Source organism: Microbacterium sp. bgisy207, from assembly GCF_965345035.1.
GTDB lineage: Bacteria > Actinomycetota > Actinomycetes > Actinomycetales > Microbacteriaceae > Microbacterium.
This window is the reverse complement of the sequence record NZ_CBDRMG010000002.1, coordinates 171,747-196,851: the sequence shown is the minus strand read 5'-3', so window position 1 is coordinate 196,851 and position 25,105 is coordinate 171,747. Positions and strand designations below refer to the sequence as shown.

Here is a 25,105-nt window from a genome sequence, read left to right as displayed (position 1 = left end):
GTTAACCTTCGGTGGCGAGAATCGCCGGGTCGTCTGGCATCAGCCGGGCGACAACACACGAAAGGGATCGGAATGCGCGAAGTCTTCCACCAGTCGCTCGAAGATGTGCAGAACCGTCTCGTCGAGATCTCCGGGATGGTCACGACCGCTATCGAGAAGGCCACGACGGCGTTCAAGACCGGCGACGTCGCTCTTGCCGAAGAGGTGATCGCCGCGGATGCCGAGATCGACGACAAGGCACACGAGCTGGACGAGATCGCGATCGAGATCATGGCGCGTCAGCAGCCGGTGGCCCGTGACCTGCGGATCGTCGTCATGGCGCTTCGTGTCAGCGCGTCGCTCGAGCGGATGGGCGACATCGCCGAGCACATCGCTCAGCTCACCCGGTTGCGCTTCCCCGAGCGCGCCGTGCCGTCGGGCCTGAAGTCCACCTTCCAGCGCATGGGGGAGCTCGATGTCGAGGCGGCACGCAAGCTCACCGAACTGCTGCGGACCGAGGATCTCGCACTCACCGACCAGATCCGCGACATCGACGACCAGGTCGACGACCTGCACGTCAGCGTCTTCGAGAAGGTCCTCAGCGACAGCTGGTCCGGCGAGCCCGCGCAGACGGTGGATGCGACCCTCGCGAGCCGCTACCACGAGCGCTTCGTCGACCACGCCGTCTCCGTCGCCAAGAAGGTGCAGTACCTGGCCGAGGGCGGCGAGTTCTACGCCGGGGACGGGTCCAGCACGGGAGAGTAACCCCGGAACATCAGAAGAGCGGATGTCTCGCGCGAGGCATCCGCTCTTCTCGTTTCCGGCCGATCCGGCTTACTTCTTGCCCTGCGCGGCGACGGCGGCGGCGCCGGCGGCGGCAGCCTCCGGGTCGAGGTACTCTCCCGGCCCGAGTGGAGTGAGGTTCTCGTCGAGTCGGTACACCAGCGGGATACCGGTGGGGATGTTCAGTTCTGCGATATCGGCATCGCTGATGCCGTCGAGGTGCTTGACGAGGCCCCGAAGCGAGTTGCCGTGTGCCGCCACCAGCACCGTCTTGCCCGCCCGCAGATCCGCCGCGATATCGCTCTCCCAGTACGGCATCATCCGGTCGATGACGAGCTTGAGCGACTCGGTACGCGGCACTTCGCCGTCGATCCCCGCGTAACGCGGGTCGTGGACCTGGCTGAACTCGCTGTCATCGTCCAGCGGCGGGGGCGGCACATCGAACGAACGGCGCCACAGCATGAACTGCTCGGGCCCGAACTCCTCAAGGGTCTGCGCCTTGTCCTTGCCCTGGAGCGCGCCGTAGTGGCGCTCGTTGAGCCGCCACGTGCGCGTGACGGGGATCCAGAGGCGGTCTGCGGCATCCAGTGCGATATTGGCTGTCTGAATGGCGCGGCTGAGCAGCGAGGTGTGCAGGACGTCCGGGAGGATGCCGTGCTCGGCCATCAGCTCACCGCCGCGGCGCGCCTCAGCCCGGCCCTTCTCGGTGAGCCGCACATCGACCCATCCGGTGAAGAGATTGAGCTCGTTCCACTCGCTCTGGCCGTGTCGGAGAAGGATCAGCGTGTATGGCTCGGTCATGGCCCTCATGATAGCCAGGCAGGGTGTCGCGGAGGTTGCGGGGCGGGCCGTGAATGCCCACCACCGGCGCCGATCCGCTGGCATCATGGGGGCGTGTCCGCCCCACGTTCCGCACCGACCGGCCGGCCCACGCGCGGAACCACCGGAACGAACCGGCTGCGGCGGGTGGATCGGTGGATCGCCCGGCATCCGGTGCTGCGCCGCGCACCCGAACCTCTTGTGGTCGATCTCGGGTACGGCGCGAACGGTGTCACGACGTTCGAACTGGCGACGCGGCTTTCCCAGGCCCGGCCGGATGTCGAGGTCGTGGGCGTGGAGATCGATCCAGAGCGCGTCGCGCGGGCGCGCGAGCAACTGGCGGCTGTCCGCGCGGGAGCCACCGCGTTCGATCCGGGCCTGCGGGTATCGTTCGCGCGCGGCGGGTTCGAGATCCCCGCGCCGCGGCGACCGACCGTGATCCGGGCACTCAATGTGCTGCGGCAGTACGACGAGGGCGAGGTCGGTGACGCGTGGGAGCGCATGGCGAGCCGGCTCGAGCCCGAGGGCCTGCTCGTCGAGGGGACCTGCGATGAGATCGGACGGGTCATGACGTGGGTCGTGGTGGGGCCGGATGCCGCTCCCCGCTCCTTCACGATCTCGCTGCGCCTCACGGGGCTCGTGTCTCCGGCGGTCGCCGCCGAACGCCTGCCGAAGGCCCTCATCCATCGCAACGTGCCCGGGGAACCCGTGCACGCGTTCCTCGCCGGGCTCTCGCGGGAATGGGAGCGCGCCGCGCCCCTCGCGACCTTCTCCCCCGTGCAGCGCTGGCAGGCAAGTCTGCAGGCGATGCAGGATGCCGGCTGGATGCTTCCCGCGCGGCATCGCTGGCGATTGGGGGAAGTCACCGTGCCGTGGACAGCTGTCGCCCCGCGGTGACTGGTCGCGGAAGGCGCGATGACCGCCTCGCCGTCAGATGCGCGGCACGGCGTGGGAGGCGTCCTCTCCCGGCATTCCCGCGGCGGTGAGCAGATCCACAGCGAGCGGGCGCAGCGCGGCGATCAGGTTCTGATCGCCCAGCGTCGCGTCGGGAAGGACGGCCGCGGGATCCAGTCGCACGGCAACGGAGCGGAGTGTCTCGCGCGCAACGGGTTCGAGCGAGATGTCCCGCAACGACTGCGCGATGAGGTCTGCGCCCCGGCTGAGATCGGCCAGCAGGTCGGCGCCGACGGCTCGGGGCTGGCGGTCGTCGACGAGGTACACGGTGCGCCGCGCGATGACGCGCAGGTTGCGGCACGCGAAATCCATCGACTGGCAGATCCGCTGGTGGCGGGCGATCTCGTGGCGCTGCGACCGCAGGAACGGCGAGATCCGGGCGATCGCGATGCCGGACTCGAGGGTCAACCGCCAGTCGTCGATGTCGGCCTGGAGGGCCCGAGCCTTCTCGAGTCCTCGCTGGGCGCGGACTCGGTCGCCCCGGCGAAGAGCGCGGATGATGGTCTCGGTGGCGCTCTGGAATCGGGTGAACAGCAGTTCGCCGGACGCGACCTCGGTGCGTTGCGGGCTGCGCGGGATCAGCGCCGTCACCAGCAGCGCCGCGATGCCACCCACGACACCATCGATCAGCCGCAGCATCGGTGAACTCGTCGGGATGATCATGACGATGAGGGACTGGATGGCCGCCGCGATCGCGAATCCGGGTTGTGCGGAGAGAAAGCGCGCCACCGCGAGCGTTGCCGCCAGCGCGAGGCCGAGCTGCCACCACCCGGTGCCGGCGATGATGAGCAGCACTTCGGCGACGAGGATGCCCACGATCATGCCGATCACGGTCTCCAGGACGCGACGGGGGCGGGCGTCTCGGACCAATCCCAGGCTCGAGACCGTGACCGTCGCGGCCAGCAGCGGCGCGTCGTGTCCGAGGACATAGGCGGCGAACGCATAGGCGCCCGTTGCCGCCACGACGATCTGCACGATCGCGATCGCCGATCCTCGCAGCCGTGTCCATCCGGGGCGGGGACTGAACCGACTCCACCAGCGGATGCGCACCGGCAGGGTCAGGGGCGCCGTCTCATCGGGCGGATTCGTCCGCGGCGCGCGCGGATCCTGCCCCGGACTCACGGCGCCGAACTCACTGTGCCGAGGATCCCGACGATGCCGCGCGACGGCTGAGCCGGGGCAGGCGCGGCACGGAGGCGGCGGCGCCCGCCTCGGGCGGCACGATCGTCTCCAGGCGCGCCGCCACGGGGCCTTCGGCGGTGTCGACGGTCGCGTCGCCGTCCCGGGCTGTGCGCCGTACGACGGCGAGGCCGATCGGCCCCTCCTCGACGTGGAGCGCGACGGACGTGAGCACCCCCACGGTGTCCCCGTCGACGCGAACCTCGGAGCCAGGCGGGGGCAGGATGCTGTGTGCCCCGTCCAGGTGCACCGCCACGATACGGCGCGGTGGGTGACCGAGATTGTGCACCTTCGCGACCGTCTCCTGGCCGCGGTAGCACCCCTTGCTCAGGTGCACGGCGGTTCGCAGCCAATCGAGCTCATGCGGCAGAGACCGCTCGTCGACGTCGCTCGCCCAGCGCGGGCGCCACGCCGCGATGCGCAGAGCGTCGACGGCGATCGCGCCGGCGAGGGCGCGCTCTCCCGCCGTCGCCGCACGCGCGATCCGATCGCGTTCGGACGTGTCGACGAGGACCTCGACCCAGCGTCGCTCGGTGCCCGGATGCTCGCCGGCCGCGTACCCGTGCCCACCGAGGGACACGCCCGGCCACGGGTCGCGCCACACCACCGGGACACCGGCGGGTGAGATCGGAGTGAGGTCGGCCGACTCGAGTGCGCTGGCGCCGACGACGACGACATCCTCGGCGCGGCGGATCTCGACACGCATCCGGAACCGCATCCGAGTGAGCCAGGTCGCGAGCGCGTCGGCATCGGCGGCGTCTGCCAGCAGCCACGCCGTCTCGCCGTCGTCGACGATTCCCGCCGCGTGCTCGACGTGTCCGTGCGGGTCCAGGATGAGCAGTTCGCTGCTCTGGCCCGGCAGGAGGCTGCCGACAGCTTGGGAGGTGATCGAGTCGAGCCACGCCAGCCGGTCTGGGCCCGTGACGGCGACGACGGCGCGGTCCTCGAGGGGGGCGACGGCCTCGCCGCGCATCAGTCGGCGCTGCTCGACGAGCGGGTTGCCGAGGTGCCTCAGAATGCCGTCCTCGACGACCGCTCCGGGCACCGCGTGGAAGGGGGAGGCCATCAGTCGGCCTTCGCGAGTCGCGCCGACGCGTGCGAGGCGAGAGCGCTGCCGAGCGCCGCGATGTCCCAGGCCCAGAGGAGGTGCCCCTCGACCAGTCCGTACATGCGAGTCGCGGCGGAGTAGGGTTTGGCCGACGCGGTCCGGATGACGGCGTCGGTGGCGATGTCGATGCGGGGACCTCGAATCTGTCCGAGGTACAGCTCGCAGACGCCGTCCGAGTGGACGAGCGAGACCTCGATCTCGAATCCACCCTCGGGTGTGCGCAGCGCCTCGACGTCGTCGACCGTCAGCGGCGAGGGTGCACTGATCGCCGGAAGCAGGCCGGGGCCGGCGACAGCATCCGTCGCGGCGATCGCGAGCCGCCAGTAGCCGATCTCACTGACCAGCGGCGTCGCGGCGGCGGGATCGTCGGGGTCTGACAGCCAGGCCTGGGCCGAGTAGTTGAGGTGGTCGCCACCGTCATGGCTGAAGCTCACCCGGTGGCGGAACTCACCCGTGAAGTGGGTGCCGTCGGCCTCATAGTCGATGACACCGGTTCCCTCCCAGACACCGACGAGCCACGCGAGGGGGGCGAGTTCGGCAGGGAGGTCGGTGGGAAGATCGATCACGGCGCGTCAGCGCTGGCCGCGGTACAGGTTCTTCACGACGACACCCGAGACGAACACGATCGCCAGCGACGCGAGCGCAAGCAGGCCCACGAAGAAGAGTTCGAGCGCTACGAGGTCCATGGGGCCACTCTATCCCGGAATCGCTATCCGGTCATCGGGGGACGATCGAGGCGAGTCCGAAACCGAGGCTGATGACGCCGAGCACGATCGCGGCACCGAGAGTGCTCAGCGCGACCCGCTCGACGAAGGCCTGTGAGCGCCCGTAGGCCAGCTGCACGGCGAACGCCAGCACGAGGCACAGCCCCAACGCCACACCGAGCCAGGCGATACGCCATTCGGCGGGGACGAGGAACCCGATGATCGTGCCGGCAACTGCAGCTGCCGCCCACACGGCGACGATCCCGCCGAACGCGCGGCGGGGAGCAAGCGGTGGGAGGTCCATCGCCCTATTGTCTCCCATGGCCCTATTGTCTCCCATGGCGGGGTGACGCCCTAAACTGAGGGGCGCGGTGCGCCTCCGGCACCGGGAGGATGTCAGCGTGGCACAGCTATTGGTTCTGAGTTCCGCCCCCGGCGGCGGCCCGGCCCTGCCCGCGCTCGAGCTCCTGAGCCACCGCACGCGTCAGATCCCCGCGGAGCCGGCGCAGTTGGTGAACGCCCCTCACGCCGACATCGTGTTCGTGGATGCGCGCACCGACCTCGTCGGAGCGAAATCGCTCTGCAAGATCCTGGGGACGACCGGCCTGGATGTCCCGCTCATCCTCATCGTCACGGAGGGCGGACTGACTGCGGTCTCCCCCGACTGGGGTGTCGACGACGTGATCCTCGTGACGGCAGGCCCGGCCGAGGTCGACGCGCGGGTCCGACTCGCCGTCGGGCGGATGGCGAAGGAGCAGGTCTCCACGCGCATCCAGACCTCGGGCATCACGATCGACGAGTCTTCGTACTCGGCCAAAGTCCATGGCCGCCCGCTGGACCTCACGTACAAGGAGTTCCAGCTCCTGCACTTCTTCGCGACCCACCCGTCACGGGTCTTCACCCGCGAACAGCTGCTGAGCGAAGTGTGGGGGTACGACTATTTCGGGGGCACTCGCACCGTCGATGTCCATGTCCGGCGCTTGCGCGCCAAACTCGGCGACCTGGAGCAGCTGATCGGCACTGTCCGCAACGTCGGGTATCGGTTCAACGTGTATGAGGACGATGCCCCGCCGGCGCGCGAACGCGCGGAGGCGTGACGGCGCGGTCCGGGCGGCAGCTGCACCCCTGGCGAATCTGTTCACGCGAGAGTCACCTAGCGCTGACAGGATGGACCCATGATCGACCACGAGGTTCTCGACACCGGGCTCGGCGACGAGGATGACGACGACTTCGACACCGCGGTGGCAGACGACGATCTCCTGCCCAGCGACCGTTTCCTCGACCGTGAGCTGAGCTGGCTCGCCTTCAACCAGCGGGTGCTCGAGCTGGCCGAGGATCCCCGGCTACCGCCGCTGGAGCGCGCGAACTTCCTGGCGATCTTCGCGAGCAATCTCGACGAGTTCTTCATGGTCCGTGTGGCAGGTCTCAAGCGCCGCATCGTCACGGGACTGGCCGTGCCGACGAACATCGGCACCTCCCCCCAAGACGCACTCGCCGACATCTCCGCCGAAGCGCACCGTCTGCAACTGCGCCACGCGGATGCCTGGAGCCGCCTCGTGGCGCCCGCGCTGGCGGATGCCGGGGTCGAGTTCGTCTCGTTCGCGTCGCTCGGCTACGACGAGCGCACAAGACTCTACGAGTACTTCCACGAGCAGGTCTTCCCCGTCCTGATGCCGTTGGCTGTCGACCCGGCCCACCCGTTCCCCTACATATCCGGTCTCTCGCTCAACCTCGCGATCCGGATCCGCAACGCCAGGACGGGGCGGCAGGAGTTCGCGCGTCTGAAGGTTCCGCCGATGCTGCCGCGGTTCGTCGAGATCTCGCGGGACGGCGAACGCGTCCGCTATCTCGCGCTGGAAGACCTCATCGCCAACCACCTCGGTGACCTCTTCCCGGGTATGGAAGTCCTGGACCACCACGCCTTCCGCCTCACCCGCAACGAGGACATGGTCATCGAAGAGGACGAGACCGAGAACCTCATCCAGGCCCTCGAAGCCGAGCTCATGCGGCGCCGCTTCGGCCCGCCGATCCGCCTCGAGGTCACCGAGGACATGGATGAGCTGACACTCAAGCTCCTCATCAGCGAACTCGACATCACCGAGCAGGAGGTCTACCGCATCCCCGGGCCGCTCGATCTGCGGGGGCTGTTCGGTCTGAACCGCCTCAACCGCCCGGAGCTGAAGTACAAGCCCCACCTGCCGACGACCGCACTCGCGTTCCAGCCCGGCGACAACACCGAGCGTTCCGACATCTTCAGCGCGATTCGCACCGCAGACGTCCTGGTGCACCACCCGTACGAGTCGTTCGCGACGAGCGTGCAGGCCTTCCTCGATCAGGCGGCAAAGGACCCTCAGGTCCTCGCGATCAAGCAGACGCTGTACCGAACCTCGGGCGACAGTCCCATCATCCAGTCGCTGATCGACGCCGCCGAAGCGGGCAAGCAGGTGCTCGCCCTCGTCGAGGTGAAGGCCCGTTTCGACGAGGCCGCGAACATCGTGTGGGCGCGCAAGCTCGAGAAAGCCGGTGTTCACGTCGTCTACGGTCTGGTCGGACTCAAGACGCACTGCAAGCTCGCGCTCGTCATCCGTGAAGAGGAAGGCACACTGCGCAGCTACTGCCACATCGGAACCGGCAACTACAACCCCAAGACGAGCCGCATCTACGAAGACTTCGGCCTGTTCACCGCCGACGAGCAGGTCGGGCGCGATCTGACCCGCCTGTTCAACGAACTGTCCGGCTATGCGATCGAGAAGAAGTTCAAGCGCCTGCTGGTCGCGCCGCTCCACCTGCGCAAAGGACTGCTGCGGCTCATCGAGTCCGAACGCCGCAACGCGATCGAGGGCAAACCCGCCCGCATCCGCATCAAGGTCAACTCGATGGTCGACGAGCAGATCATCGATGCCCTCTACCGCGCCAGCCAGGCCGGAGTCCCCGTCGAGATCTGGGTCCGCGGCATCTGCTCCATCAAGCCCGGCGTGCCCGGCCTGAGCGAGAACATCACCGTGCGCAGCATCCTCGGCCGCTACCTCGAGCACTCGCGCATCTTCGCCTTCCTCAACGAAGGCGACGAACAGATCTACATCGGCAGCGCCGACATGATGCACCGCAACCTCGACCGCCGAGTCGAAGCACTCGTGCGGGTGACCGATCCCGGGCACCTGGCCCAGTTGATGACGCTGTTCGACCTGGCGATGAGCGACACGACCAGTTCCTGGTGGCTCGACGGCACCGGCACATGGGTGCGCCACCACCTCGACGAGCACGGCAACCAGCTCGTCGACCTGCAGGACCAGACGATGACGGATGTGCAGAGCAGACGACGGGCGCGTGCCACGCGATGACCGCCGCTCTCACCGTCCCCGACCCCACGATGGCCGAGAACACCGTCTACGCTGCCGGCGGCGTGCTGTGGCGCATTGTCGAGGGAAAACTGCGCATTCTGCTCATCCACCGCACGCAGTACCGCGACGTCACCCTCCCCAAGGGCAAGGTCGACCCGGGCGAGACGCTCGCCGAAACCGCTGTGCGGGAGATCCACGAAGAGACCGGCATCCGGGTGTCGCTGGGCGTTCCCGTGGGGATCTCGACCTACCACATGCCCTCCAAGCGCGAGAAGGTCGTGCACTACTGGGCGGCCGAGGCGACGGATGCCGCCATCAAAGCGTCGTCGTTCGTCCCCAACAAAGAGATCGCCGCGCTGGAGTGGGTCTCGGTGAAGAAGGCGCGCGCGAAGCTCAGCTACCCCGTCGACATCGAGATCCTGGACAAGTTCCTCGAGATCCGCGACAAGGATGTGCTGCGCACGTTCCCCGTCATCGCGCTGCGCCACGCGAAGGCCGTTCCCGCCGATGAGTGGGACGGGACGGATGCCTCGCGCCCGCTGGCACCGCGCGGACGCAAGCAGGCCAACGCTCTCGTCGGTCCGCTGCTGGCCTTCGGTGTGCGCCGCATCGTCTCGAGCCCTGCGGTGCGGTGCGTGAAGACCGTCGGCCCCCTGTCGGCAGCGCTCGGGCGCCGCGTCGACTACTCGCCTCTGATCAGTCAGGACGCGTGGGAGGAGGGGTCCAGCGACGCGCGCACCATCGTGGGCCAACGCGTTCGGGCCCGCAAGCCCGCCGTGCTGTGCAGCCACGGTCCGGTGCTTCCCGAGATCATCGAGGAGCTCGCGATGGCCACGGGGTCGCTCATGGGTTCGCACCTGGGCAACGCCTCCGCACTGTCGACGGCGGGCTTCTCCGTCGTTCACCTGTCCACCGACAACCCGGGCTCGGGGATCGTCGCGATCGAGACGCATCAGCCTCCCGCGTGAGCGGGCTCATCCGGCTCGGGTGGGCCGCCGTCAGTGCCGGTGATGACCGGCGCAAGGTCGCATGGCGACTGCTTCGCGAGGTCGTCGGCAATCCCGGCATCCGGATATCGAATCCGTGCCCCCGGTGCGGCGGCGACCACGGCCCGGTCCGGATCGAGGGCGCCGCGGTGACGGCGAGCGTCACCTATGCGGGCGGGTGGGCGCTGGTGGCTGTCGTCCCGTCGCATGCCGGCGCCGTGGGGGTGGATGCCGAACCCGAGGACGATGAGCGGCGCGAACGCGCGGGCCTTGCGGGCGTCCTGGGCGCGGGATCTGCGACAGTGCGGGACTGGGTGCGGGTGGAGGCCGCGCTCAAGGCCGACCGTCGGGGGCTTCGCGTGGAACCCGGAACGGTGCGTGTCACGCGAGGACGGGGCGGTGGCACCGACGCGTCAGCCGCCGACATGGGCGCGTGGCACGCCCATGTCCCCGGGCACGGAGGCACCATCGCGGGCTGGGACCTTGCCGGACCGCCCGGGGTGTTCGTGAGTGCCGCGATCGCGCGCGACTAGCGGCTGGACTTCTTCTTCGACGCGCGCTTGGAGGACGCTTTCGCGGAGCTCTTGGATGCCGCCTTCGGTGCGGACTTCGCCGCGGTCCGGGCACGCGCCGTCCGGGCGCGAGCGGGCAGGTCGGGCAGCGGGCGGGCGTCGAGCCAGGCATCCCACAGTCCTTCGAGGTCGTGCCCGCTGTGGGAGGCGAAGCGCCGAAAATCCTCGGTGGTCACGCACTCGTGAGCGTACGCGGCCCCCCAGCCTCGAAGGAGGTCGAAGAACGGGTCATCGCCGATCGTCAGTCGCGCGGCGTGAAGGGCCAGCGCCCCCCGCTTGTACAGACGGTCATCGAACATCAGGTCAGCGCCGGGATCGCTGATCACGAGGTCTTGAGCGAGACCCGCGAGCTTCGCGTGCGCCCGTCGCGCAGCGGCATCGGCGGATTCGACCCCGGCCGCTTCGAACCACAACCACTCCGCGTAGCACGCGAAGCCCTCGTTGAGCCAGATGTCGCGCCACTGCGCGACGCCGACGCTGTTGCCGAACCACTGGTGGGCCAGCTCGTGAGCGACGAGGCGCTCGGAAGCGGGATCGAGGTGGTTCGAGCCGAACACGGCTGTTCCCTGCGCCTCGAGGGGGATCTCCAGGGGGTCCGAGGTCACAACGATCGTGCAGTCATCCTGCGGGTACGGCCCGAACCGCTCTTCGAAGGCCGCCATCATGCGAGGTACGGGATCGAGGGCGCGCTTCACGTCCGCACGCAACGAGGCGGGCGCGGCTACCACGATGCGATCGTCGAGTCGGAGGGACTCGAACCGCCCGACGTACACGGCGACCAGATATGTCGCCGCAGGAACGCCGATCACATACTCGGCCGTGACCTGCCCGCCCGAGCGAGTCCGGGACTGCAGCACCCCGGTTGCGACGGCCGTGTACTCGGCATCCGTCGTGACCCGGATACGGTATCTCGCCCGATTGCCGGGACGATCGTTGCACGGGAACCACGTGGGCGCCCCGATCGGCTGAGAAGCGACGAGCGCACCCTCCGTGAGCTCTTCCCACCCGATCGCCCCCCAACGCGACCGTCGGGGAGCGGGTGCGCCCGCGTATTCGATCGTGAGGGTCGCCGTCTCCCCCGGCTGCATCGTGCGCGGCAGCGTGACCCGCAGCTTGCGCGGACCCTGTGTGTGCGCGGTGCGTCGCTGCCCCTCGATCCGCACCCGGCTGACGCGAAGACCGATCAGGTCGAGCGCGATCGAGGAGGTCGCGGCGAGCAGGCGGATGCGCAAGGTCGCGCGGGCCTCGAGCCGATTCGTGCGGACCCGGTAGGTCAGATCCAGGTCATACGCGTCGACGTCGAAGGACGGATCGCCGCTCTGAGGCGTGTAGGAGTCATGGGCGCGGGCATCCGCCGGGGCGGAGCCGTCCGCGGTGGAGCCATCGCGACTCCCGATACCCGAGCTCACGGCGCCGCCGCGTAAGCGCGGATCTTGACTGCACGCCACGGACCGATCGGGTTCCCGCTCCACCGCGAACCGACCGGGACGGTCTCGCCCCGCATGACGAGGGAAGCGGGTCCCACGGTCGCGTGCGCACCGATCGTGGCCGCGGGGAGGATCACAGAGTGCGGCCCGAGAGTCGCACCGGGTTCGAGTACCACGGCATCCATACTCATGATCCGATCATGGAAGAGGTGCGTCTGCACGACGCAGCCCCGATTGACGGTGGATCCATCCCCCAGATGCACCAGATCGGGCTCGGGCAGCCAGTACGACTCGCACCATACCCCGCGTCCGACCCGTGCGCCGAGCGAACGCAGCCACACCGTCAGCGCCGGGGTTCCGGATGCCGCCCGAGCGAACCATGGCGCTGCCACCATCTCCGTGAACGTATCGACCACCTCGGTGCGCCACACGAAGCTCGACCACAGCGGATGCTCGCCGGCGCGGATGGGGCCCACCAGGAGCCACTTGGCCGCGGTCGTGGCAGCTGCCGCCGCTGCGCCGGCAGCGAGCATGACGATCCCCGAGAGCACCACCGTCCACCAAGGGCCGATCGCCTGCCAGAGGGCAGCCAGACACATCATCACCGCGAACCCGATCAGTCCGGTCACCAGCACCGGGACGATCCGCAGCAGCTCCCACAGACTGCGAGCCACGCGAAGCGCCGCGGGCGGCTCGTACGTGCGCGACTCGTCGACGGTCGCGGCGACACGCCGCAGACGCACCGCCGGCGACCCGAGCCACGACGACCCCGCCTTCGCTTTCGCCGGCGCCGCCGACAGCACCGCGATGAGGCCGTCCTTGGGAACGCGGTGGCCCGGTGCCACCATCCCGGAGTTGCCCACGAACGCACGCTTGCCGATCTTCACGCGATCGACCCGCATCCACCCGCCACCGAGCTCGTAGGAGGCGACCATCGTGTCATCGGCGAGGAACGCGCCATCCTCGATCGTCGTCATCGCGGGAATCAGCAGCACCGTCGAGGCCTCCACGTTGCGCCCGACCGAGGCCCCCAGCATTCGGAGCCAGACGGGGGTGAACAGGCTCGAATAGAGCGGGAACAGCACCGTCCGTGCCGAGTCGAGAAGGCGCTCGGTCGTCCAGACCTGCCAGCCGAGCCGGCTGCGCACCGGGTAGGACCCCTCACGAAGACCGAGCGAGAGCAGCCGTACCGCGAGCACGACGGTGCCCGCGAACACCACGCCCGCCGTCAGGATGCCGGGCACGAGCCACGCGAGACCGATGAGCGCCGCCTCACCGAGCGTCGCCGCGTTCCGCATCGCGAGGGCCATCAGGCCACCACCGGCAGCGAAGGCGACGATCGGCAGCAGCGCGAGTGCGAGGGCCGAGACGATGTAGGCCCAGAGCCAGCGGTGCGGAGCCGGCGCGCGTCCGGGAGGCCAGTCGGCCGCCGGCTCGCCCACGCGCACGGCGGGCGAACCGGCCCACGCCTGGTCGGGCTTGACCCGGCCGAACACGGCGGAGCCGGGAGCGACGCGGGCGCGCTGCCCGATCTTGGTGCCCGGGGCGAGCGTGCTGCGGGCGCCGATCACGGCATCCGCATCGATCCGGATGCCCCCCACCCGCACCGTGTCGCCGTCGACCCACATGCCGCTGAGGTCGACCTCGGGGTCGATCGCCGCATTGTCGCCGACCTGCAGCATCCCCGTGATCGGAGGCAGCGTGTGCATGTGGACATCGCGGCCGATGGACGCGCCGAGGGCTCGCGCGTAATAGGTCACCCACGGCGCGCCGACGAGTCCGACGGCGTCGACCTGGTCGGCGATCTGCTCTGCGAGCCAGAGGCGGAGGTGGATGCTGCCGCCACGCGGGTAGTCCCCGGGCTGGAGCCCGGCAAGCAGTGCCCGGGCCGCGCCGACCGCGATCGCCATGCGACCGAACGGCGTCGCGAACACGACCAGTCCCGCCGCGAGCACCCACCACGGGACGTCCGGGAGGAACTCGAAACCTCCCGTGAGCTGCAGGAGCATGCCGGCGGTGAGCAGGTAGAGCAGCCACCGGATGCCCGACAGGATGAACAGCGGCACACCCAGGAGGGTCTGCACGATCCCGGTCGTGGCAGGCGTCGGGAGCGACCGACGGTACTCGCCCGCCGAGGCCCCGTCGTCGGCATCCGTGTCGGGAAGCAGGGAAGCCATCGCCCCGAGCCGCGGCATGTCGTAGATGTCGGCGACGGTGAACTCCGGAAGCCGCACGCGCACCCGCGATGCCAGCTGCGCCGCCGCAAGGGATCCGCCGCCGAGATCGAAGAAATCCGAGCTGCGGTCATCGGCGGGAAAGCCCAGCACCGCCTGCCACTGCTCGGCAAGCCATGCCTCGTTCGTGGACAGACCCGCGACCGGCTGCTCGGCGCCGGGAACCGGCCACGGCAGCGCGGCACGATCGACTTTGCCCGAGGTGCGCGCGGGCAGATCGGGCAGCAGCGCGAACAGCGGCATGATGCCGGCCGGCAACCGCTCGACCAGAGCGGCCCGTGCCGCCGCACGATCGAAACCGTCGGGCTCGTCCACCACGATGTAGCCGACCAGGACGGGGTTCCCGGCGTCCGAGGTCCGCACGGCTGCCGTCGCCGCGGTCACCCCGGGAAGATCCTGGAGAGCAGCCTCGACCTCGCCCAGTTCGATGCGGCGTCCGCCGATCTTGACCTGGTCGTCGGCACGTCCGAGGAAGACGAGACCCTCGGGTTCGTAGCGGACGAGGTCTCCCGAGCGGTAGGCGCGCTCCCACCCGAGGGTCGGCATCGGCGCGTACTTCTCGGCATCCTTCACCGGGTCGAGGTAGCGAGCGAGCCCCACCCCGCCGATGATGAGCTCGCCGCTCTCCCCCTCCGCGACCGGGGTGCCGCCCGCATCGACGACCGCGAGCGCCCATCCCTCCAGGGGAAGCCCGATCCGGACGGGAGCATCGGGCACCAACGGCGCCGCGCACGAGACGACCGTCGCCTCGGTAGGGCCGTACGTGTTCCAGACCTCGCGGCCCTCCGCCGCAAGACGCGTGCCCAACTCGGGTGGCACGGCTTCGCCGCCGAAGATCAACAGGCGGACGTTGTCGATCGTCGCGCTCGGCCACATCGCTGCGAGAGTGGGCACCGTCGAGATCACGGTGATTCCCTGCCGCGCAAGCCAGTTCGCGAGATCGACTCCCGACCGCACGAGCGATCGCGGAGCGGGAACGAGGCAGGCTCCGTGCGCCCACGCGAGCCACATCTCTTCGCAGGATGCGTCGAAGGCCACCGAAAGCCCGGCGAGCACCCGGTCGGCGGTGCCGAGCGGCTCGTCCTGGAGAAAGAGACGGCTTTCGGCATCCACGAACGCCGCCGCGCAGCGATGCGTGACCGCCACGCCCTTCGGGACTCCCGTCGAGCCCGAGGTGAAGATGATCCACGCATCGTCGTCGGGCTCGGGCTGCCGCAGGATGTCGAGCGCGCGTGTGTGGCCGGCGGGGGCATCGCCGGCGAAGAGGTCCTCATCTCCCGCGTCGTCGGCGTCATCCGTCTCGTCCACGCGCGGGATCTCGGCTGTCACATCCGACGGTTCGGCCGGATCGTCACCGGGCGCGCCGTGAGCCGGGGAGTAGAGCCCCCGACCCGTGATGACACCTCTGACACCCGCCTCTCCGAACACGAGCGCGGCGCGTTCCTCGGTGTCATCGGCGTCGACGGGCACGTACGCGGCGCCCGCGGCCATGACCCCGAGGATCGCGATGTACAGCTCCTTGGTTCCCGAGGTCATGCGAATGCCGACGCGGTCCCCATGCCCCACGCCCGCCGAGGCAAGGCGCGAGGCGGTGAGGGCGACCCGCGCTGCGAGCTCGCGATAGCTCAGGGCGGCGCCGGCACCGTCATCGATCGCGGAGGCCTCGGGGTGGCGGCGCACTGTCTCCTGGAGGACGTCGATGAGAGTCCGCGGCGAGGAGGCGAGGGCGGCTCGATCGAGGACGCTCGACTGGTCGTGGGTCACCGTACGACGGTACCCGCGACCATGGCCGCGTGAGCCGCACACACCGCAGACCGCCTGAGCCCGTTTACCTCGTGTTCACCTCTACCAACCGAACCCTTAAGAGTCGCTGTCTAGCGTCGCCTGCGTGCCCTGCACCGGGCCACTCACGAAAACCTGACACAGTGAAGGATTCACAGTGAAGATCAACCGCTTCGCCCAGCTGGGCGCTGTCGCAGCTGTCGCCACTCTCGCACTCGCCGGCTGCGCCACCAACGAGTCCAGCGGCGGCTCGACCGAAGAGCCGATGGAGTCCACTCTTTCCGGGACGATCGGCGGCACGGGTTCGTCCGCGCAGACCGCCGCTCAGGAGGCGTGGGTTGCCGGCTTCCAGACGGCGAACCCCGACGTCACCGTCAACTACGAGCCCACCGGTTCGGGCACGGGCCGCGAGAACTTCGTCGCCGGCGCCAGCCAGTTCATCGGTTCGGACCGCTCGTTCAACGACGAGGAGCTCGCGGGCTCCTTCGCCGCGTGCGCGAACGACGGTGAGGCCGGCATCGTCCAGCTGCCGATCTACATCGCCCCGATCGCCGTCGCGTTCAACCTCGAGGGCATCGACTCGCTGAACATGACCCCCGACGTCATCGCGGGCATCTTCGCGGGCACGATCACCAACTGGAACGACGAGGCCATCGCGAGCCTCAACGAGGGGGTCGAGCTCCCCGACCTGGCGATCTCGCCGGTTCACCGCTCGGACGACTCGGGCACCACCGAGACGTTCACCGACTACCTCTCGCAGGCCGCACCGACCGTGTGGACCTACGAGGCCGACGGCGTGTGGCCGATCGAGGGCGGCGAGGCTGCGCAGGGCACCTCGGGTGTCGTCGACGCGACCAAGAGCGGCAACGGAACCATCACCTACGCCGACTCCTCGCAGGTCTCCGGCCTGGGCACCGTCTCCGTCGGTGTCGGCGGCGAGTTCGTCCCCTACTCGGCTGAGGCTGCTGCGGCGATCGTCGACGCGTCGCCGTTCGTCGAGGGCCGCGGCGAGGGTGACCTCTCGATCGAGATCGACTACGCGACCGAAGAGGCCGGGGTCTACCCCATCGCCCTCATCAGCTACCTGATCGGCTGCATCGAGTACGAAGACGCGAACACCGCCGAGCTCGTGTCGGCGTACTTCACCTACGTCGCCAGCCCCGAGGGTCAGGACGCCGCTGCCGAGAACGCCGGTTCGGCTCCGATCTCCGAGTCGCTGCGTGAGCAGGTCGACGCTGCGATCGCACTGATCGGCTGATCTCTTCCCCGCGACTGCCCGGTTCGGTACATTCACGGATGGACCGAACCGGGCAGGCTGAGCAAGGGGGCCGGACCTCCCGGAATCCTCGCTGAGCCTGACCCGGACTCGACACGAAGGACACGTACATGGCGACGAGCACGGACGCGGGGCCGGTAACCGCGACAAAGATCACAGCCCGCAAGAGACCCGGGGATGTGATCTTCTCGGGGACGGCACTGGGCGCCGGGATCACCATCCTGGTCGTGCTCGCGGCGGTCACCGTCTTCCTCATCGCCGAGAGCGTTCCCGCATTCACGACCCCCGCTGACGAGAACCCGATCCTCAAGGGCACATCGTTCCTCGAGTACGTCTGGCCGCTCATCTTCGGCACGATCTGGTCGTCGATTCTCGCGCTGGTCATGGCAGCGCCGGTGGCGATCGGAATCGCCCTGTTCATCTCCCACTACGCGCCGCGGCGCGCGGCCGCGGTCCTCGGCTACATCATCGATCTTCTCGCCGCCGTCCCCTCGGTGGTCTTCGGCCTCTGGGGCGGCCTCGTCCTCGCCGGCTTCGTCCAGCCGTTCTACGTCTGGCTGAACACCTACCTCGGATGGTTCCCGCTCTTCAGCGGCCAGGTCTCGGCCACGGGACGCACCATCCTCACGGCGGCGCTCGTCCTGGCGATCATGGTCCTTCCGATCATGACCGCGATTTCTCGCGAGGTGTTCCTGCAGACCCCGGTCCTCCACGAAGAGGCAGCCCTCGCGCTCGGCGCGACGCGGTGGGAGATGATCAAGATGGCCGTGCTGCCCTTCGCCCGCGGCGGAATGGTGTCGGCGGCGATGCTCGCTCTGGGTCGAGCGCTCGGTGAAACGATGGCCGTGACGATGGTCCTCTCGGTGTCGGGCGTGGTCACCTTCGAGCTGCTGACAGCAACCAACCCGACCACGATCCCCGCCAACATCGCGCTCAGCTTCCCTGAGGCCTACGGCACGGGAATCAGCGTCCTGATCGCGACCGGTCTGGTCCTGTTCGTGGTCACCTTCGCCGTCAACGCGATCGCTCGCTGGATAGTCAACCGCCGCGCTGAATTCTCGGGAGCCAACTGATGACCACCGCTACTGCTACCGAGTCCCGTCCCACCGCGAACCACTTCGCGAACGGGCGGCTTCCCAAGGGAACCAGCTGGCTCCTGCTCCTCGGCTCCTGGCTGGTCATGGGCCTGGTCTTCTTCCTCGTCAACCTCGGCCAGCCGATCGCGAACTTCAACATCGTCGCAACCGTCTTCCTCGGCGCAGTCCTCTACGCGGTGCTCATCTTCGTGGTCGCATCCATCGTCGAGGGACGCCGTAATGCGACCGACAGGTTCGTCACCGCGGTCGTCTCGGCAGCGTTCATCGTCGCCCTGCTGCCGCTGGTATCGCTGCTGTTCACGGTCCTGGTCAACGGTCTCGCTCGCTTCGACATCGCCTTCTTCAGCGAGTCCATGCGAAATGTCGTCGGCGCCGGCGGCGGCGCTGCCCACGCGATCGTCGGTACGCTCCTGATCACGCTGACCGCGACGATCATCTCGGTGCCGATCGGCCTGATGACCTCGATCTACCTGGTCGAGTACGGCAACGGCGGCAAGCTCGCTCGGGCCATCACCTTCTTCGTCGACGTCATGACCGGCATCCCGTCGATCGTCGCGGGTCTGTTCGCCTACGCGGTGTTCGTGATCTTCTTCGGCGCGGGATATTCGTCGGGCTTCGAGGGTGCCATCGCGCTGAGCGTGCTCATGATCCCGGTCGTCGTACGCTCCTCCGAGGAGATGCTGCGCCTCGTCCCGAACGAACTACGCGAGGCGTCCTACGCGCTCGGTGTGCCCAAGTGGCTCACCATCGCGAAGGTCGTGCTCCCGACATCCATCGCCGGTATCACGACCGGAATCATGCTCGCCATCGCCCGCGTCATCGGTGAGACCGCTCCGCTGCTGCTGACGGCAGGCTTCACCCAGAGCATGAACTGGAACATCTGGGACGGGAACATGATGACCCTCCCGGTGTTCGTCTACAACCAGTACGCCAACCAAGGCACCAGCCCCGACTCGGCTATCGCCCGCGCCTGGGCCGGGGCCTTGACCCTGATCCTCATCGTCATGGTGCTCAACCTCGCCGCCCGCCTTGTCGCGAAGTTCTTCGCGCCCAAGACCGGTCGCTGAACCCGAAGGAAATATCCGTGTCCAAGCGCATCGATGTCAACGACCTCAACGTCTACTACGGCAACTTCCTCGCCGTCGAAGGCGTCTCGCTCGCGATCGAACCCCGCTCGGTGACGGCCTTCATCGGCCCCTCCGGCTGCGGCAAGTCGACCTTCCTTCGCACGCTCAACCGGATGCACGAGGTGATCCCCGGCGCCCGGGTCGAGGGCGAAGTGCTCATCGACGGAGACAACCTTTACGGCCCCGGCGTCGACCCCGTGCTTGTGCGGCGTCAGGTGGGCATGGTCTTCCAGCGCCCCAACCCGTTCCCGACGATGTCGATCCGTGAGAACGTGCTCGCCGGCGTCAAGCTCAACAACCAGCGCATGTCCAAGAGCGACCAGGACGCGCTCGTCGAGAAGTCGCTGCAGGGCGCGAACCTCTGGAACGAGGTCAAGGATCGCCTCGACCGCCCGGGTTCGGGCCTCTCGGGCGGTCAGCAGCAACGCCTGTGCATTGCCCGCGCCATCGCCGTCGAGCCCGACGTGCTGCTGATGGATGAGCCGTGCTCGGCGCTCGACCCGATCTCGACCCTTGCCATCGAGGACCTGATCGAGGAACTCAAGAGCGAGTACACGATCGTGATCGTGACCCACAACATGCAGCAGGCCTCGCGCGTGTCGGACAAGACGGCGTTCTTCAACATCGCCGGGACCGGCAAGCCGGGCAAGCTCATCGAGTACGACGAGACCACGACGATCTTCACGCGCCCGAAGGTCAAGGACACCGAGGACTACGTCTCGGGCCGCTTCGGGTAAGCATCCGTTTTGGATGAGGGGGCGTGGCGATCAGGCCGCGCCCCCTCTCTCGTTCGGTCGCAACGGCGCATTCCCTAGCCGATACGCCGGGCCGAGGCATCGGTGATCGGCACACTCGGCGGCAGGCCGTCGTAACGGCGCTGCCCTCTCGCGGCGAGGACGAGCGTCAGTCGCGGGGGCTGAGCAGATAGGCGTTCAGACCCGCCGTGAATGCGGCATCCGTCGGGATCGCGACGCCGTCGACGGCGGTGATCGGCGCGGCGAGGCGGACGCTCGAGACCAGCCAGGCCGCATCGACGGTCGCGAGGGCATCCGTCGGGATCTGCTCGTAGCCCGTCTCGAACCCCCGTTGTTCGAGGTGGGCGAAGAGGCTCAGCTGCGTCGTGCCATGCAGGATGCCGCCCGTCGGCGCCGGCGTCGTGAAGCGGTCTGCGCGACGCAGCACGAGCGAGGCGGTGGGCGCCTCGAGCACGAAACCATCGGTCGTGGTGAAGATCGCATCATCCGCCCCGCGCCGCCGGGCTTCGCGAAGCGCGGCCATGTTGACGGCATACGAGAGGGTCTTGGCGCCCAGGAGCAGCCAGGGTGCTCGGGCGGGAACGGTCGAGTCGTACCCGCGATCGAGGGTCACGACACGGATGCCGCGCTCCCGCGCAGCCGTGAAGTCCGCTGCCGGCGCAAGAGTCGCCCACGCCGTCGGAGTCGGTCCGTGCTCGATCCCGCGACTGAGGATGAGTTTGATCACCGACTCCCCCGCGCTCGCGTGCGCGGCGACCTCGTCGATGGCCGCTCGCCACTGTGCGAGATGCGGTGCGGGAAGATCGCAGATACGCGCGGAGTGAGCCAGCCGCTCGAGGTGCGCGTCGACTTCCTGTGCGTGCCCGTCGACGACACCGATCGACTCGAAGATGCCGTCCCCGCGCTGTGTGCTCAATTCCCCGACGCTCAACGCCGGCGCCTCGGGGTCGACAGGCGCGAACGTGTCTGCGAAGTCCGTGCGGTCAGCATCCACGTCGACCGGCTGGATCATGAGGGCATACGTCGTGGGCATGAGATGAAGCCTACGCGGCGGAATACCCACCGCGTCGTGGCGGTTAGACTGGGGTAGCCGGGCCGCAGTAACCCCGGGCTCCATCTTCTGCCGCTACGAGCGGCCACGCGCCGAGAGGCGTTCTGCGGCCCGGCACTTTCTTGCCCGACCTGCGGGCTGTCCTTCGGGCGCGCACCCTTTCCGGACGCACCGTCTGGATGCCCAACCCACACATTTCCGCATGAACCCACAGCATCCGGCGCCCGAAACCGGAGGGTTCGCGACGGATGCTGTGGGTTCGCGCCAGGGGGCGCGCGAGGATGCCGGCGGCGCGGCGCGCCGGGTCAGGTGAGGGATTCGCGACGCCACAGGGCCGCGCACGCGCTCAGATCGGATGCGTAGTCGCTCAGTCGCAGGGCTCGGGTCGTGAAGGCGGCGCTGCGGTCGGACTCGGTCGCGTCGTAATCGTCGGCGAGGTAGGTGGCGCCAGCGGCCTGCACACGGCAGAACGCGGCAGCGCGATCGAGGGCGACGGCAAAATCGCCCCGGAAAAGCCCCCGAAGGATCGTGTCGACGAGTGTCACGAGCTCGTCCGGGCTCGCGGGCACCGGCGCCCCGGCGATGAGCGCGTCGGCGGTCTCGAGCGCGGCGCGTCCGCGCTCATAGGTAAGCGCCGCGGTGAGCGGGTCGTCGTGGATCATGAGCTGCACCAGATACAGCCGCCACAACGCCCCGGGAAGGGTCTTGGCTGGCGAGCGGGACCACAACTCCGCGATGTCGTCGATGCCGTGCTCAGCAGTGAACGCCACGAGCCTTTCCACCACGGCCTCGTCGGGGTCGGCGCGAACGCGAGACAGCAGCGCCTGCGCCGTCGAATGGGCCACCCGGGATACTTCTGCGGGGTCTTCCGCCGCGAACAGCCGGTCGAACAGCTCCGCGGGTCTGCGCACGGGCTTGTGATAGGGCCGGGAGTCGTCAGTCACTCGCTCCAGGGTAGTCGCGACGGCCTCGGCTCAGGTCGGAATTGCAACGATCGCGTCGCCGGAAGGAACACCATCCGGCGACCCGCCCTGGGGTTCGACAGTGATCGCGATGACGTCCCCGGGCTCCATTTCGCCCTGCAGCAGCCACGTGTCCTGCTCGCCGCCGCTGGGGTCGAAGGCGCCCGCTGCGATCGGGACATCGTCCCGGATGAACCACAGTTCGAAGCTGCGGTCATCGGGGATCTGCGGCAGCCCGTCCGACACGATCACGGCCTTGCCGAGGGATTGCGACCAGTAGACCGTGGACTCTCCTTCGCCGCCCTCGATCTCGGCCGCCGCGGATTGGGCATCCGGCGCCGCCCGCACCTGCTCCAGCGCGAGGACGGCGTCGGACGGACGATTGAGCCAGTCGTTGACGCTCACGGCCGTGAACCCGAGCGCGACCAGCAGGACGAAGGATGCTGCGAGCGCGAACATGCTCCGCATCCACCGCGTTCGCGATCGCGTCTGGATCACACCGGTGTTCGGTCGCGGTTCAGCGCCGACAGGAACGGCATCCGTCTGTGGTGCCAGCGCGATGCGCGTAAGGATGTGGTGCCGAAGCTCTGCGGGCGGCTCGACCTCGGGCGTGTAGTCGGCGAGAGCGGCAGCCGTCTCGAGGTCGCGCTCGGCGATGCCTCGCCACTCCGGATGCATCGCGAGGGCGAGATCGAAGGTCTGTTGCTGCTCGGCGTCGAGGGCGCCCAACGCCGACGCCGCCGACAGCTCGGCGAACTCCTTCTCGTTCATGAGGCCACCCCCATCTCTGCTCTCAGGCGCGACAGTCCGTCACGCATCCGGGTTTTGATTGTTCCTAGCGGCGCTCCCACAAGCGCCGCGATCTCGCTCTGACTGTAACCCCCGAAATATGCGAGAGTCAGGGCCTCGCGCTGTGAGTCGGGAAGGGCGGCGAGAGCCTCTGTCACCCGTCGGCTCTCGATCCGCAGCTCCGCCTGCTCGGCGACCCCGTCGTGGGCGACGTCGATGTCACGGAACCCGATCCGGATGTCGCGTTCGACGCTCGCCTGCGACGACCGCACGCGGTCGACGGCTCGGCGGTGTGCGATCGTCAGCACCCAGGACCTGCCCTGTCCCTTGTTCGGAGCGAAGCGGGCGGCGGATTGCCACACTTCCAGGAACACTTCCTGGAGGACTTCCTCACTCTGGGAACGATCGACCAGAACCCGCAGGATAAGTCCGAAGACCCGCGCCGAAAGCATGTCGTAGAGGCTCGCGAACGCCTGCTGATCTCCACGCGCAGTGCGTTCGAGAAGCTCGGCGACGTGATCGACGGCATCCGTCCCGTCGTCTGGCACGTCCATGCCGTCGATCACCATGGATCCAGCATGCCGCATGATTTCCCATCCGATGTCGCCGCGCTTCCGAAGACCCCTGTGTACGCCGCACGTGCGGACGATCGAGAGCCCCGACGAGGCTCCGAATACACCGGAGGAACAATGCTGATCACCAAGAAGTCCCGCATCGCAGCCGGCGCCTCGCTGGCGTTCGTCGCCGCGTTCGCCCTGTCCGCCTGCTCCACCGCGAGCACGGAGGGCACGGATGACGAGATGGCCGAAACGCCGATGGCCGAAGAGACCGCACCCATGGACGACATGGAGGAGATGGACGCCGCCGCCTACCTCGTGGGACCGGGCTGCATGGAGTATGCCGAGGCTGTGCCTTCCGGGGCCGGATCGGTCGACGGCATGGCGATGGATCCCGTCGCCACGGCAGCATCCAACAACCCGCTGCTGACGACCCTCACGGCGGCCGTCAGCGGTCAGCTGAACCCCGACGTGAATCTGGTCGACACCCTCAACGGCGGCGAGTTCACCGTCTTCGCGCCCGTCGATGACGCCTTCGCGAAGATCGACCAGGCCACGATCGACACGCTGTCGACCGACTCAGCGCTACTGACCTCGATCCTCACCTACCACGTGGTTCCCGGTCAGATCCTGCCGGAGGACCTCCCCGGCACCCACGCGACCGTGCAGGGCGCCGACGTCGAGGTGACCGGCTCGGGCGACGAGCTCATGGTGAACGACGCCATGGTCATCTGCGGCGGGGTCCAGACCGCCAACGCGACCGTCTACCTCGTCGACACGGTGCTCATGCCTCCCATGTGAGCGCCGGTTGGCGATCCCCCAGGGTGGAGGGGTAGTGGAGCCGTCGGTGTCTTCGGATGCCGGCGGCTCCGCTGCGTCCGGCACTGCGCCTACGGATGCCAGTGGGCTGACTCAGTCCCCGGGTCGGCGCCACGTGACGCCAGGGAAGCGTGCGAAGTCTCCGTCGAAGGTCACGACCGTGGCGCGATTCTCGATCGCGAGGGCGGCAAGGTGCGCATCCGTCACGAGGTTCCCGCCGGTTCCGGTCACAGCGAGCAGGGAGCGCATCCGGTCGAGGTGTCCTGCCCCCGGCTCGGGGCTCACAACGCTCGGGCACCTCATCCACCGGTTGACGATGTCGAACGCGTCGTCGGGGTCGAGCGGATGCGGGAAGATGCGCGGACTGGTCGTGAAACGCACGAACGCCAGGGCGCACACCCACGGGATCGCCACGGTCTCGCTGGCGCTCAAGGCGCCGTCGAGCCACGCCTTGGCCTCCGTGTGGTGGCGGGCGTCAGCGTCCACGGCATAGAGGAGGACATTGGCATCGACCAGCTTCATTTGCCGAGTTCGTGCTTCTGCGCGATGGCCTCATCTTCGAGATCGGCCGCGAGAGCCAGAGCCCGATCTAGCGGAACGCGCGCCTGCCCGAGCTGACGAACGGGAGTCTCGAAGGGCGCAGCCGCGTCGGGTGCAAGCCCCGCAAGGATCGCCGAATTCACCGCATCCTTGAACGACAGCCCGCGCTCTCGCATGACCTTGCGCACAGCCTCCTCCGCGGCGGGGGTCAGGGTGATCGTCGTGCGCACGCGAGCATCATCTCATCCGAATCGATGATGCTTT

At 68.5% G+C, this 25,105-nt stretch carries 24 protein-coding genes; 11 read left to right on the top strand and 13 right to left on the bottom strand.

The window, feature by feature from the left end; all coding sequences use genetic code 11:
* The first annotated feature begins 72 nt into the window (after positions 1-72).
* Complete coding sequence (gene phoU / locus ACSGC5_RS02600) at positions 73-744, top strand: phosphate signaling complex protein PhoU (RefSeq protein ID WP_434969052.1); 672 nt, start codon at positions 73-75, stop codon at positions 742-744.
* A gap of 69 nt (positions 745-813) precedes the next feature.
* Here phoU and ACSGC5_RS02595 read toward each other — a convergent pair whose 3' ends face one another.
* On the bottom strand, positions 814-1,563 hold the full coding sequence (locus tag ACSGC5_RS02595) for a phosphoglyceromutase (protein WP_434969050.1): 750 nt from the start codon (positions 1,561-1,563) through the stop codon (positions 814-816).
* A gap of 93 nt (positions 1,564-1,656) precedes the next feature.
* Between ACSGC5_RS02595 and ACSGC5_RS02590 the strand changes: the two genes are divergently transcribed.
* Positions 1,657-2,478 (top strand): class I SAM-dependent methyltransferase, encoded by an 822-nt coding sequence (locus tag ACSGC5_RS02590; protein WP_434969049.1) that lies wholly within the window; start codon positions 1,657-1,659, stop codon positions 2,476-2,478.
* A 33-nt stretch (positions 2,479-2,511) separates the two neighbouring features.
* Here the strand turns inward: ACSGC5_RS02590 and ACSGC5_RS02585 are convergent, their stop codons facing one another.
* From ACSGC5_RS02585 to ACSGC5_RS02570, 4 genes are all read right to left on the bottom strand, one after another.
* Positions 2,512-3,657: an FUSC family protein gene (locus ACSGC5_RS02585; RefSeq protein WP_434969048.1), complete on the bottom strand. Its 1,146-nt coding sequence runs from the start codon at positions 3,655-3,657 to the stop codon at positions 2,512-2,514.
* A 10-nt stretch (positions 3,658-3,667) separates the two neighbouring features.
* Complete coding sequence (locus ACSGC5_RS02580; protein ID WP_434969047.1) at positions 3,668-4,780, bottom strand: YgfZ/GcvT domain-containing protein; 1,113 nt, start codon at positions 4,778-4,780, stop codon at positions 3,668-3,670.
* On the bottom strand, positions 4,780-5,388 hold the full coding sequence (locus ACSGC5_RS02575; protein ID WP_434969046.1) for an FABP family protein: 609 nt from the start codon (positions 5,386-5,388) through the stop codon (positions 4,780-4,782). The genes ACSGC5_RS02580 and ACSGC5_RS02575 overlap by 1 nt, the downstream gene beginning before the upstream one ends.
* Before the next feature lie 151 nt (positions 5,389-5,539).
* Positions 5,540-5,848 carry a hypothetical protein gene (locus tag ACSGC5_RS02570; protein ID WP_434969045.1) on the bottom strand — a complete coding sequence of 103 codons (309 nt, stop codon included), beginning with the start codon at positions 5,846-5,848 and terminating at the stop codon, positions 5,540-5,542.
* Positions 5,849-5,927: 79 nt separating this feature from the next.
* Here ACSGC5_RS02570 and ACSGC5_RS02565 point away from each other — a divergent pair, with 79 nt between their 5' ends.
* The 4 genes from ACSGC5_RS02565 (at position 5,928) to ACSGC5_RS02550 (ending at position 10,386) form a co-directional block, all read left to right on the top strand.
* Complete coding sequence (locus ACSGC5_RS02565) at positions 5,928-6,623, top strand: response regulator transcription factor (protein ID WP_434969044.1); 696 nt, start codon at positions 5,928-5,930, stop codon at positions 6,621-6,623.
* Between the two features lie 78 nt (positions 6,624-6,701).
* The gene (locus tag ACSGC5_RS02560; protein WP_434969043.1) at positions 6,702-8,867 is read left to right on the top strand and encodes an RNA degradosome polyphosphate kinase; all 2,166 of its coding nucleotides are present in this window, start codon (positions 6,702-6,704) and stop codon (positions 8,865-8,867) included.
* Between the two features lie 29 nt (positions 8,868-8,896).
* Positions 8,897-9,835, top strand: a complete 939-nt coding sequence (locus ACSGC5_RS02555; RefSeq protein WP_434969149.1) for an NUDIX hydrolase — start codon at positions 8,897-8,899, stop codon at positions 9,833-9,835.
* On the top strand, positions 9,832-10,386 hold the full coding sequence (locus ACSGC5_RS02550) for a chemotaxis protein CheY (protein WP_434969042.1): 555 nt from the start codon (positions 9,832-9,834) through the stop codon (positions 10,384-10,386). The genes ACSGC5_RS02555 and ACSGC5_RS02550 overlap by 4 nt, the downstream gene beginning before the upstream one ends.
* Here ACSGC5_RS02550 and ACSGC5_RS02545 read toward each other — a convergent pair.
* Positions 10,383-11,834 (bottom strand): M1 family metallopeptidase, encoded by a 1,452-nt coding sequence (locus ACSGC5_RS02545; RefSeq protein WP_434969041.1) that lies wholly within the window; start codon positions 11,832-11,834, stop codon positions 10,383-10,385. The genes ACSGC5_RS02550 and ACSGC5_RS02545 overlap by 4 nt on opposite strands.
* Complete coding sequence (locus ACSGC5_RS02540; RefSeq protein ID WP_434969040.1) at positions 11,831-15,850, bottom strand: Pls/PosA family non-ribosomal peptide synthetase; 4,020 nt, start codon at positions 15,848-15,850, stop codon at positions 11,831-11,833. Before ACSGC5_RS02540 ends, ACSGC5_RS02545 begins: the two co-directional genes overlap by 4 nt.
* A 175-nt stretch (positions 15,851-16,025) precedes the next feature.
* Here ACSGC5_RS02540 and ACSGC5_RS02535 point away from each other — a divergent pair, with 175 nt between their 5' ends.
* The 4 genes from ACSGC5_RS02535 (at position 16,026) to pstB (ending at position 20,105) form a co-directional block, all read left to right on the top strand.
* On the top strand, positions 16,026-17,126 hold the full coding sequence (locus ACSGC5_RS02535) for a phosphate ABC transporter substrate-binding protein PstS (RefSeq protein ID WP_434969039.1): 1,101 nt from the start codon (positions 16,026-16,028) through the stop codon (positions 17,124-17,126).
* Between the two features lie 128 nt (positions 17,127-17,254).
* On the top strand, positions 17,255-18,217 hold the full coding sequence (gene pstC / locus ACSGC5_RS02530) for a phosphate ABC transporter permease subunit PstC (RefSeq protein WP_434969038.1): 963 nt from the start codon (positions 17,255-17,257) through the stop codon (positions 18,215-18,217).
* Entirely contained in the window at positions 18,217-19,308 is a 1,092-nt protein-coding gene (gene pstA, locus ACSGC5_RS02525) for a phosphate ABC transporter permease PstA (protein WP_434969036.1), read from the top strand. Before pstC ends, pstA begins: the two co-directional genes overlap by 1 nt.
* 17 nt (positions 19,309-19,325) lie before the next feature.
* Positions 19,326-20,105 carry a phosphate ABC transporter ATP-binding protein PstB gene (gene pstB / locus ACSGC5_RS02520; protein ID WP_434969034.1) on the top strand — a complete coding sequence of 260 codons (780 nt, stop codon included), beginning with the start codon at positions 19,326-19,328 and terminating at the stop codon, positions 20,103-20,105.
* 166 nt (positions 20,106-20,271) lie between these two features.
* On the opposite strand, the gene ACSGC5_RS02515 is transcribed toward pstB, so the two are convergent.
* From ACSGC5_RS02515 to sigK, 4 genes are all read right to left on the bottom strand, one after another.
* On the bottom strand, positions 20,272-21,156 hold the full coding sequence (locus tag ACSGC5_RS02515; protein ID WP_434969033.1) for an aminodeoxychorismate lyase: 885 nt from the start codon (positions 21,154-21,156) through the stop codon (positions 20,272-20,274).
* A gap of 323 nt (positions 21,157-21,479) precedes the next feature.
* Positions 21,480-22,118, bottom strand: a complete 639-nt coding sequence (locus ACSGC5_RS02510) for a DNA-directed RNA polymerase subunit beta (RefSeq protein ID WP_434969031.1) — start codon at positions 22,116-22,118, stop codon at positions 21,480-21,482.
* 30 nt (positions 22,119-22,148) lie between these two features.
* Positions 22,149-22,907, bottom strand: coding sequence for an anti-sigma factor (locus ACSGC5_RS02505; RefSeq protein WP_434969029.1), 759 nt, complete (start codon positions 22,905-22,907; stop codon positions 22,149-22,151).
* Positions 22,904-23,494, bottom strand: a complete 591-nt coding sequence (sigK, locus tag ACSGC5_RS02500; RefSeq protein WP_434969028.1) for an ECF RNA polymerase sigma factor SigK — start codon at positions 23,492-23,494, stop codon at positions 22,904-22,906. Before sigK ends, ACSGC5_RS02505 begins: the two co-directional genes overlap by 4 nt.
* A gap of 120 nt (positions 23,495-23,614) precedes the next feature.
* Between sigK and ACSGC5_RS02495 the strand changes: the two genes are divergently transcribed.
* Positions 23,615-24,283: a fasciclin domain-containing protein gene (locus ACSGC5_RS02495; RefSeq protein WP_434969026.1), complete on the top strand. Its 669-nt coding sequence runs from the start codon at positions 23,615-23,617 to the stop codon at positions 24,281-24,283.
* A 111-nt stretch (positions 24,284-24,394) separates the two neighbouring features.
* Here the strand turns inward: ACSGC5_RS02495 and ACSGC5_RS02490 are convergent, their stop codons facing one another.
* Both ACSGC5_RS02490 and ACSGC5_RS02485 read right to left on the bottom strand, forming a co-directional pair.
* Positions 24,395-24,823 carry a type II toxin-antitoxin system VapC family toxin gene (locus tag ACSGC5_RS02490; RefSeq protein WP_434969025.1) on the bottom strand — a complete coding sequence of 143 codons (429 nt, stop codon included), beginning with the start codon at positions 24,821-24,823 and terminating at the stop codon, positions 24,395-24,397.
* Positions 24,820-25,071 (bottom strand): antitoxin, encoded by a 252-nt coding sequence (locus ACSGC5_RS02485; protein ID WP_434969024.1) that lies wholly within the window; start codon positions 25,069-25,071, stop codon positions 24,820-24,822. Before ACSGC5_RS02485 ends, ACSGC5_RS02490 begins: the two co-directional genes overlap by 4 nt.
* Between the last annotated feature and the right edge of the window lie 34 nt (positions 25,072-25,105).